We start from the raw sequence: 9123 nt of genomic DNA, 5'->3' as shown, positions 1-9123 counted from the left end.
ATAAAGTATTAACTAATATGTGATCTGATATATAACATCAAAAAGTATTAATTTTAGTATTAATTTTAAATATACACTATTAAGTATTAGTGTTTTATTAGTTTTGTGTAGAAGCACATTTTGTTATCGAATATTGATAATAATATATTCAAGGATTGAATAAAGTTGAGCCAATTAAATAATCTATCGATTGAAGAATTAATTGAACCTATTACAGATGAAGCTGTAACGGGTGAAGATCCGCGTTCTGATATCAGTCCAACATCTACCTATTACTTACTTAAAGATGTAAGAAGCACAGCACGGGCGAATGAACGAAAAGCGTTAATAGACGAAGAAGATGTACTTTCTGTCGCTATTGAGTGGCGTCCAATCTTTGAGCAAGTGCCAGATATCACTAGAGATAAAGCCAAAGATCTCGAGTACATCGCTTGGTTTATTGAAGCTGCATGCCGTTTACATGGCTTTAAGGGATTAAGTTTTGGTTTTACCTTGGCCGCTGAATTAATTGAGCGCTATTGGGAAAACTTATATCCAATACCTGACCCAGACGATCTTGAAGAACGAATTGCGCCATTAATTGGTTTAAACGGTGTTGAAAGCGAAGGTTCATTAATTCAGCCAATCAAAACCATTCCAATCACAGAAGGGGCGTTTGCCTACTCAACTTGGCAATATGAGCAAGCATTAGAGGTCGATAGGCTAGATAGCGACAAACAAGAAAAGCGTTTCGATGCGGGTGCTATATCACTTGAAGAAGTTGAGTTAAGTATTAAGGAAACATCAGATAGCTTTTTTATTGAACTTGATGCTGATGTCAATGCTGCAATCGCTGCATTCTCAAGGTTGTCGGAAGTCATGGATACTGCGATGGGAGGTTTACCACAACCGACGAGCTATATTCGAAAAGCATTAGAAGCCTGTGCGCTTCAAATTCATACGATAACCGAACCTATTTTAGCTAAGAGTCAAACGTCTTCAATATCTACGGAAGTTGAAGCAGAAACTGATGACGAAGTAACGGCACAAAGCGGCTCGACTGGCATTGAGCAACAGCTAAATTCTCGCGCTCAAGCTATTGAGAATTTGGAGAAAATCGCAGAATTTTTTAAGAATACTGAGCCACATTCACCGATGTCCTATGCCATAGAGCAAGTCATTAGGTGGAGTGATCTGAGTTTACCTGAGTTGTTACAAGAATTAATCCAAGATGGAGAAGCGAGGAATGGCTTCTTTAAATTATCTGGAATAAAAACTGAAGAATAATCTGTAATCGATTACTCACAATTTTATTGAAAGGAGTTCAAATGAGTGTACATGATAGATTAAAGCGAGTGAGAAAACCCCGCGTCCATATTACCTATGATGTAGAAACAGAAGGTACAGTTGTAAAAAAAGAGCTGCCTTTTGTGATTGGTATTACAGGTGACTTTACTGGCCATAACACTGAAGATTTAAAACCATTAAAAGACCGTCGTTTTGTACAAATCGACCGTGATAACTTTAATGACGTGCTAAAGCGCATGAGCCCAAAGTTAAATATCTCTGTGAAAAATACGTTAGCTGATGATGATTCTGAAATGAATGTCGATTTAGAGTTCAAGAGCATGGAAGACTTTGAACCTGCAGCGATCGTCAATCAAGTTGAGCCTTTGAAAAAGTTAATGGAAACACGTAACAAATTGCGTGATCTGATGACTAAAGTAGACCGCTCAGAGAATCTTGAGAATATTTTAGAAGACGTATTAAACAATACCACTAGCTTAGACAAACTAGCCGGTGAACTAAATCTTAAAGGAGCTGAATGATGAGCACGGATGCCGCTACATTAGAGCCTGTAAACGAAGAAACACTGAGTGTGTCGATTCTTGACCAAGCGATAGATGCTACGAAACAAACTGATTCAACACGTGCTGAAGAGCTTATTCGCTCTTTGACTGAAGAAGCGTTGAAAGGGACAGTTCAGTGGGATAAAAACTTAACTGTGACGTTTAACAAAGCGATTGATAGTTTGGATGAAGTTATTTCCAAACAGCTTGCAGCGATTATGCATAATGATGAGCTGCAAAAATTAGAAGGAAGCTGGCGTGGTCTTCATCACACAGTCAAGAACTCTGAAACCAACGCGACATTAAAAATCCGTGTAATGAGCTTATCTAAAAAAGAGCTTCATAAGGATTTAAGTAAGGCTGTTGAGTTTGATCAAAGCCAAATGTTCAAGAAAATATATGAGTCTGAGTTCGGAACACCAGGTGGCGAACCTTATGGTTGTTTAGTCGGCGATTATGAATTTACTAATCATCCATCAGATATTGAAACCTTATCTTTAATGTCTAATGTGGCTGCTGCTGGCTTCTGCCCATTTATTTCTGCTTCTGGTTCATCGTTATTTGGATTTGATGACTGGACAGAATTAAGTAAACCACGTGATCTTGAAAAAGTATTCGAATCATTAGAGTACACACAGTGGCGTTCATTCCGTGACAGTGATGATTCACGCTTTGTGACCTTGACTATGCCACGAGTACTTGCGCGTTTACCTTACGGTAGTGCAACTAAACCAGTAGAAGAGTTCTGCTACGAAGAGTTTGAAATGGATGCGGCAAGTGGCCGTTCTAAAGTTGCAGCTCATGATGATTATTGCTGGATGAACGCAGCATATGTTATGGCAACCAATATGGGTCAAGCATTTAGCCAGTATGGTTTCTGTACTGCGATTCGTGGAGCAGAAGGTGGGGGTAAAGTTGAAGGCCTACCTGCTCATGTCTTTACCAGTGATGATGGTGACCCAGACTTAATGTGCCCAACTGAAATCGGTATTACAGACCGTCGAGAAGCAGAGTTAAGTAAACTTGGTTTCTTACCATTATGTCATTACAAGCATACTGATTATGCCGTATTTTTTGGTGCACAAACCTGTCAAAAACCACAAATCTTTTCTAGTCACGATGCAACGGCTAATGCTGCAATTTCATCTCGACTACCCTATTTAATGGCAACGTCTCGCTTTGCACATTACTTAAAAGTGATGGCTCGTGACAAGATTGGTAGCTTTATGGAAGCCGATGATGTTGAAGCATGGTTAAACCGTTGGATCCTTTCTTTTGTCAATGCATCAGAAGGTGGCGGACAAGATATTCGTGCCAAATATCCATTAGCTGACGCAAAAGTGGAAGTGAAGGAAATCCCTGGTCAACCGGGCTCTTATAATGCTGTAGCTTGGTTACGTCCTTGGTTGCAAATGGAAGAGTTAACTGCATCACTACGTCTAGTGGCGAAAATTCCTAAAGTAGGATAATCACTGACAGTGACCCTCATTTGTTTTCAAGGATAGAAACAAACGATGACGCAAGAAACCATTTCATTTGTTACAAGTGAAATTTTCAATGATGACGCAGGCTTTAAACAGCCTGTGTCATCAACACCACAAAAGCTGAAAAATAAACATCTTGTTGAACGATTCCTTCGTGAATCAGACTCAACCCGATCGTTATTATTGTGGCTTGAAAACTCGCGTCATTCTTTAACTCAGTTTGACAAGCACTCAGTGCTACCTCTTTTATTAAAAGCGGTAGATCTTATCGATAAGCAGCTCGAGCAACAAATCAATAGCATTATCCACAACAAAGCTTTTCAGTCATTAGAGGCGAGTTGGCGTGGCGTGTTTTATCTTGTAGAGCAGCAAGAGTTACATGATAAAGATCAGAAAGTTAAAGTAAAAATTCTCGATTGTTGTTGGCAGACGTTATCTAAAGATATCAATCGGGCTATTGAATTTGACCAAAGCGAATTTTTCAAACTCATTTATAACAATGAATATGACATGTCTGGTGGCGAACCCTTTGGCACGCTTATTGGTGATTATCAGCTTAGCCATAAATCTAGGCCAGGTGTTGCGACTAATGATATAGATGTATTAAAAGACATATCACGCACCGCTGCAGCAGCTTTTGCTCCTTTCATTACATCGGCATGCCCAACATTATTTGGTGTTGATGACTTCTCAGATTTGTCGGCTCACATGAATATTGAAAAAATATTCGAGCAAACTGAATACGTAAAGTGGAACTCACTTCGTGAAATGGATGATTCGAGGTTTATTGGACTCACCATGCCGCACATACTGATGCGATCGCCATATTTAATTGACGGGACGCGCAGTGAAGGGTTCAAGTTTAAAGAATCAATAAAGCACCCAAAGACTGATCACTTATGGGGAAATGCTGCTTACGCCTTTGGTGGCGTATTAATCCGCTCATTTAGTGATTCAGGTTGGTTTGGCCATATTCGAGGCTTAGAGCCTGGTAGTCGTAAAAAAGGGCTAGTGTGTGACTTAGCTGTTAGCCAGTATGAAACTGACTTATACCGCAAGCGTAAGAAACCGTCAGTGGATTTACTTGTCAGTGATAGAGCTGAAAAGTCATTTTCTGACCAAGGTTTTATTCCATTGTCTCCCGTTTCAGGCTGCGAACATTTAGTGTTTTACAGCAATGCATCAGCCCAGAAACCCATAAAGTACGAACGTTTGGAAGACACCATCAATGCCAAACTATCAACCATGCTGCAATATACGCTTTGCGTATCTCGGTTTGCACATTACATCAAAGTGATAGGTCGAGAAAAAATCGGTTCACTGAGCTCTGCAGAGGCTTGTGAGCGAGATATACAACTATGGCTTCATAATTACACGACTGCATCCGATGTGTCTTCTGACGATGTTCGAAGCAAATATCCCTTAAGAAATGCCCAAGTACAAGTAAAGGAAATGCGCGGAAAACCAGGGCATTTTTACTCAATTATTCAATTACAACCCCATTTTCAATTAGATCAGATGGTTTCTAGCATTAAGTTAGTGACTGAGCTGACCTCAAGGAATTAATTAATAGGTATCACATGAAAAAAATACAACAGATGCTGCAAAGTGGTCAGCTACAAGAGTCAATTAAATATGTAGAAGCTCAGTTAAGAGAAGACCCAATGAATGTTGATTTAAAAAGTGCATTCATTGAACTGCTTTGCATTAACGGTGAACTTGAGCGTGCTGACAAGCAGCTTAATCTTCTTGTGCAAAAACATCCTGATTTCTTAATCGGTGCTTCAAACTTGCGTCAATTAATTCGTGCAGAGCAAAGTAGACAGGATTATATGCAAGGCAACTCAGTACCTAAACTGTTCGCTGACTCTGATGATCACGTTGAAGCGCTAATGAAGTTACGTTTAGCGTTAACTGATGCCCAAAAAGGCAATGATACTGCCAATGAAGTGGCTCAGTGTAGTCAAGGATTAGAAGCTCAACGCCCTCAAGTGAGTTTGTTATTAGACGATCAAATTAATGAAGAGATAAGAGATTTGGATGACACCTTAGGTGGCTTTATAGAAATCTTCGGAACTGATGGCTATTACTATTTAGCGCAACTTTCAGAAATTGAATATATCAATTTTCAACCAGTTTCATCATTGGTTGAAACCGTCTGGAGACGTGTTGATCTAGCGATTAAAAACGGCCCAAGTGGCGAAGCACATATCCCACTTGTTTACGGTAATAGCGAAACAGATGCGCAAAAATTAGGTCGTGAAACGGATTGGCAAGAAGTCGCCACAGACGTTATGACAGGTAAAGGATTAAAAATGTGGTTTGCAGATGACAATGCACTGCCTTTGAATCAAGTGACTAAAATCCACACTCCCGTTTTACAGTAGGAAGTCATTTTGAGCCAAAACCAGCAACCTATTATGGCATCAGTACTTGATCGTTTAATCGATGATGCGCCAGACGAGCAAGATGTCAAAGATAGCCATAGAGGCCTTAATTTACGTCAGTTAAGAACCAATGTTCGTCGTGATTTAGAAAATCTGCTTAATGCAAAGTTACAGTGGCAAACTTGGCCAGAACATTTAAGCGAACTGGATCATTCTTTAATGAACTATGGCTTACGTGATTTTTCTTCTATGCCTGTTGCAAGCCTCGATGGGCGCCAACTTCTGTGTAAACAGGTTGCTGACACGATTAAACGGTTTGAGCCTCGATTTCTTGAAGTCATGGTTGAAGCGGTAGATAACGAGCAACCATTAGATCGGGTATTAAGGTTAAAGATTAATGCACTTTTATATGCGGATCCTGAACCTGAATTTATTACATTTGACTCAGAAGTTGAACCAGTTCATCTGGCGATGATTGTGAATGAGGGGGCGTTGTGAACCAAGAATTATTAGAATATTACAACCGAGAGTTAGCATTTATTAGGCATATGGGCTCGGAGTTTGCAGAGCAATACCCTAAGGTCGCTGGTCGATTAAGGTTAAGTGATGAACATGTCGAAGATCCACATGTGTCGCGACTTATCGAAGCTTTTTCGCTACTAACAGCGCAAGTAAGGCAGAAGTTAGATGACAGTTTCCCTGAATTGACAGAAGCGTTATTAGGTCAACTGTATCCTGATTATCAAGCACCAATTCCTTCAATGTCAGTGATAAAAGTCACCACAGAAAACTTGTCGACAACAGGAGTACAGCTACCTAAAAATACTAAGGTTGATACTCAAGTTGATGGTATGAAGCCATGTCATTTTCAAACATGTTACGACATGAAACTGTGGCCAATTGAAGTGCAAAAAGTGCAATTTCAAAATGCTCCATTCAATGCGCCAGAACCTCAATGGCCAGAACGGGCTAAAGCCATTATCAAACTGGATATAGCATGTGAGTTTGAAGAAATTAGCATGCCGAGTTTAGGTGTTAACAGACTGAGATTTTTCTTGAATGGTCAGGACCATCAAACTTTCCAGTTATACCAATTACTGTTTCAGCATAGCTTAGGCTTTGCCTTAGTGAATGACGACCAATCCGTGTGTCATTTCTTAACTCAGCGGCACTTAAAGTCGGTGGGTTTTGAGGATGATCAGCAAGTCATACCATACAGCCAACGCAGTAGTGCTGGATACCGTATGTTACTTGAAAACTTCATTTTTCCTGAAAAGTTTTTGTTTTTTGATATTGATGACATTGAAGGAAAGTGGCAAGGGATCAACGATAAGTTTTCGCTTTATATCTATTTAAAAGAAGGCTCGCAAGACCTTGAAAAACAAGTTACAGCGAATCACTTTTTACTCGGGTGTACTCCAGTCATAAATTTATTTGAGCAAAAACTTGAGCCTGTCAGTATCGATGCATCTCAATATGAATATAAACTGGCAGCGCGTTATGCTGATGCAGAAGTTGCAGAGATAATCGGTGTTAAACAAGTCATTGCCTATGATCCTAAAGATAATCAAGTTGAGGTTACACCGTTTTACGGTGAATCCCACCCACAGTATTTAGGCCATGACAACTTATTTTGGCACTTAAGGCGAGAGTCATCGAGTTGGTCTGGAGGGTATGCAGAGCAGGGGACTGAATCCTATTTATCGCTGGTGGATCATAATTTTAAGGGCTTTAAAGCCGAAGAAGATTATGGCGCTTGGATACTGAGTATTAATGCTTTATGCAGTAACAGAAATCTACCCGCTCACCTGCCATTTGGCACCGATGAACCTAAAATGTTTGTGCCAGAACGTGCTGATATTATTAAACACGTAAAATGCCTTTTAGCACCAACTATGCCAGTGAGAGCTGCATTAAGCGATGCTTCTCGTTGGCAATTGGTCAGCCATTTATCTATAGACAGTTTTAGTGGCCCTGATGCGCTGACGCATTTAAAAGAAACGTTAAAACTGTATGACTTCAAATGCTCACCAGAGAATAAAAACTTGATTGAAAACATCTATCAAGTATCAGTGTCCCCCGATACTGCTAGGGTCAATCAAAATGGACGAATCAGTTTTTGCAGTGGTAGCCATATTGAAATTACGTTCATCAAAGATCATTACTCAGGTAGTGGAGTGTTCTTTTTTTGCAGCATTTTAGACCATTTCTTTGCCCAGTTTTCTGTTGTAAATAGTTTTACGCGTTTAAGCATGAGGTTTAAAGATCAAGATGCCATCACGCATACGTGGCCAGCTCGTTCTGGAAATAGGCCATTACTATGACAATGAGCGCAGAAGTAAACTTTGATGAGTTAATCAATCAGTCGGCGAACATGAGTGCACCTGCAAAACAGTTACAAGCGATTGCTGATTCACCGACAGAACATGACTTTTATCAGGCTGTATATCAATTTCAGCAACAATTACTTCAAGGAAAAGAGCAAGGTCACAAAGTGGGCCATGATGCCATTCCATCAGAAGAGTTATTGCGGTTTAAGTCTGATCAACATTTGGGTTTTCCTGGGCAAGCAATCAGTAAAGTGAATTTAACCCAAGCAAGTGCTGCTAAAAAAATTGCTGCAGAAATGCATGTCTCCTTTATGGGGTTAACTGGCCCAAGTGGTGTGCTACCTCAACATTATACAGAGCTATTACTTGAACGATTGCGCTTAAAAGACACAGGTATGCGGGATTTTTATGATTTATTTAATCACCGCATCATCTCGTTATTTTATCGAGCATGGGAAAAGTATCGATTCTCTGTTAACTATCAACCGCTTCAAGATAGTTCGCCAGATAGTGTGTCAGCTTTCAATAATCAAAAAGACAGTTTTACGCATGTGCTGAGTCTGCTTAGCGGTAAAAAGTCGTTGAACTGTTACTACGGTGGTTTTTTGAATAGAAAAACGCCGAGTGCTGAATCACTTAGAATCATGCTGAAAGACTTTACTGGTTGTGAAGTTGAGATAGCGTCATTTCAAGGTCGTTGGCAGCAGCTTTCAGCCAATGAACAAACCAAGTTATCTTCCAGAGCAATGCCAGAAGGTCAGTACGCGCGTTTAGGTGTAGATGCGAGTATTGGCAGTCGAGTTTGGGATATTAATTCCAGTATTAGTATTCAACTCACACCTAAAGACGGTCAAACCGTTAGTGCATTCATGCCTGGTGAGAAGTGTTATCAGCCGTTAAAAGATCTCGTATCAAGCTATTTAGGCCAAACGGCGAAATTTAAAATTTATCTCGATGTAAAACAACAAGATGCTCCAAAAGCTCAGCTTTCAAAAGCGGCCGTGCCGTTAGGGTTAGGTTGTGGTTTATTAAGCCGAACCGAACATGGGCAACAAACAAAACGCTTAATGATTTAATTAATAAAGGATTATCA

Annotated in this window: 8 protein-coding genes; all 8 read left to right on the top strand. The window is 40.0% G+C overall.

Annotated features, from left to right (window positions below; genetic code table 11):
* The first annotated feature begins 165 nt into the window (after positions 1-165).
* The 8 genes from tssA to tssG are packed head-to-tail and all read left to right on the top strand — an operon-like array spanning position 166 to position 9106.
* Positions 166-1266: a type VI secretion system protein TssA gene (gene tssA, locus AB4128_RS04090; protein WP_372036960.1), complete on the top strand. Its 1101-nt coding sequence runs from the start codon at positions 166-168 to the stop codon at positions 1264-1266.
* A gap of 41 nt (positions 1267-1307) precedes the next feature.
* Positions 1308-1808: a type VI secretion system contractile sheath small subunit gene (gene tssB, locus AB4128_RS04085; protein ID WP_055023380.1), complete on the top strand. Its 501-nt coding sequence runs from the start codon at positions 1308-1310 to the stop codon at positions 1806-1808.
* Positions 1808-3298, top strand: coding sequence for a type VI secretion system contractile sheath large subunit (gene tssC / locus AB4128_RS04080; protein WP_055023379.1), 1491 nt, complete (start codon positions 1808-1810; stop codon positions 3296-3298). Before tssB ends, tssC (AB4128_RS04080) begins: the two co-directional genes overlap by 1 nt.
* A 45-nt stretch (positions 3299-3343) precedes the next feature.
* Entirely contained in the window at positions 3344-4879 is a 1536-nt protein-coding gene (gene tssC, locus AB4128_RS04075; RefSeq protein WP_372036957.1) for a type VI secretion system contractile sheath large subunit, read from the top strand.
* Between the two features lie 14 nt (positions 4880-4893).
* Positions 4894-5700, top strand: a complete 807-nt coding sequence (locus AB4128_RS04070; RefSeq protein WP_372036955.1) for a type VI secretion system accessory protein TagJ — start codon at positions 4894-4896, stop codon at positions 5698-5700.
* 9 nt (positions 5701-5709) lie between these two features.
* Positions 5710-6198: a type VI secretion system baseplate subunit TssE gene (gene tssE, locus AB4128_RS04065; protein ID WP_055023376.1), complete on the top strand. Its 489-nt coding sequence runs from the start codon at positions 5710-5712 to the stop codon at positions 6196-6198.
* Complete coding sequence (gene tssF / locus AB4128_RS04060; RefSeq protein WP_372036953.1) at positions 6195-8024, top strand: type VI secretion system baseplate subunit TssF; 1830 nt, start codon at positions 6195-6197, stop codon at positions 8022-8024. The genes tssE and tssF overlap by 4 nt, the downstream gene beginning before the upstream one ends.
* Positions 8021-9106, top strand: a complete 1086-nt coding sequence (tssG, locus tag AB4128_RS04055) for a type VI secretion system baseplate subunit TssG (RefSeq protein ID WP_282166108.1) — start codon at positions 8021-8023, stop codon at positions 9104-9106. The genes tssF and tssG overlap by 4 nt, the downstream gene beginning before the upstream one ends.
* The last annotated feature ends 17 nt before the right edge of the window (positions 9107-9123 follow it).

Source organism: Shewanella sp. 10N.286.52.A9 (assembly GCF_041468985.1).
Lineage (GTDB): Bacteria > Pseudomonadota > Gammaproteobacteria > Enterobacterales > Shewanellaceae > Shewanella > Shewanella japonica.
The sequence above is the reverse complement of the archived record's forward strand: the minus strand, read 5'-3'. Positions and strand labels throughout refer to the sequence as shown.

Excerpts from the sequence above, each read along its gene's own strand:
- tssB (WP_055023380.1), top strand. The coding sequence starts at position 1,308 with ATGAGTGTACATGATAGATTAAAGCGAGTGAGAAAACCCCGCGTCCAT.
- tssC (WP_055023379.1), top strand. The coding sequence starts at position 1,808 with ATGAGCACGGATGCCGCTACATTAGAGCCTGTAAACGAAGAAACACTG.
- tssC (WP_372036957.1), top strand. The coding sequence starts at position 3,344 with ATGACGCAAGAAACCATTTCATTTGTTACAAGTGAAATTTTCAATGAT.
- AB4128_RS04070 (WP_372036955.1), top strand. The coding sequence starts at position 4,894 with ATGAAAAAAATACAACAGATGCTGCAAAGTGGTCAGCTACAAGAGTCA.
- tssG (WP_282166108.1), top strand. The coding sequence starts at position 8,021 with ATGACAATGAGCGCAGAAGTAAACTTTGATGAGTTAATCAATCAGTCG.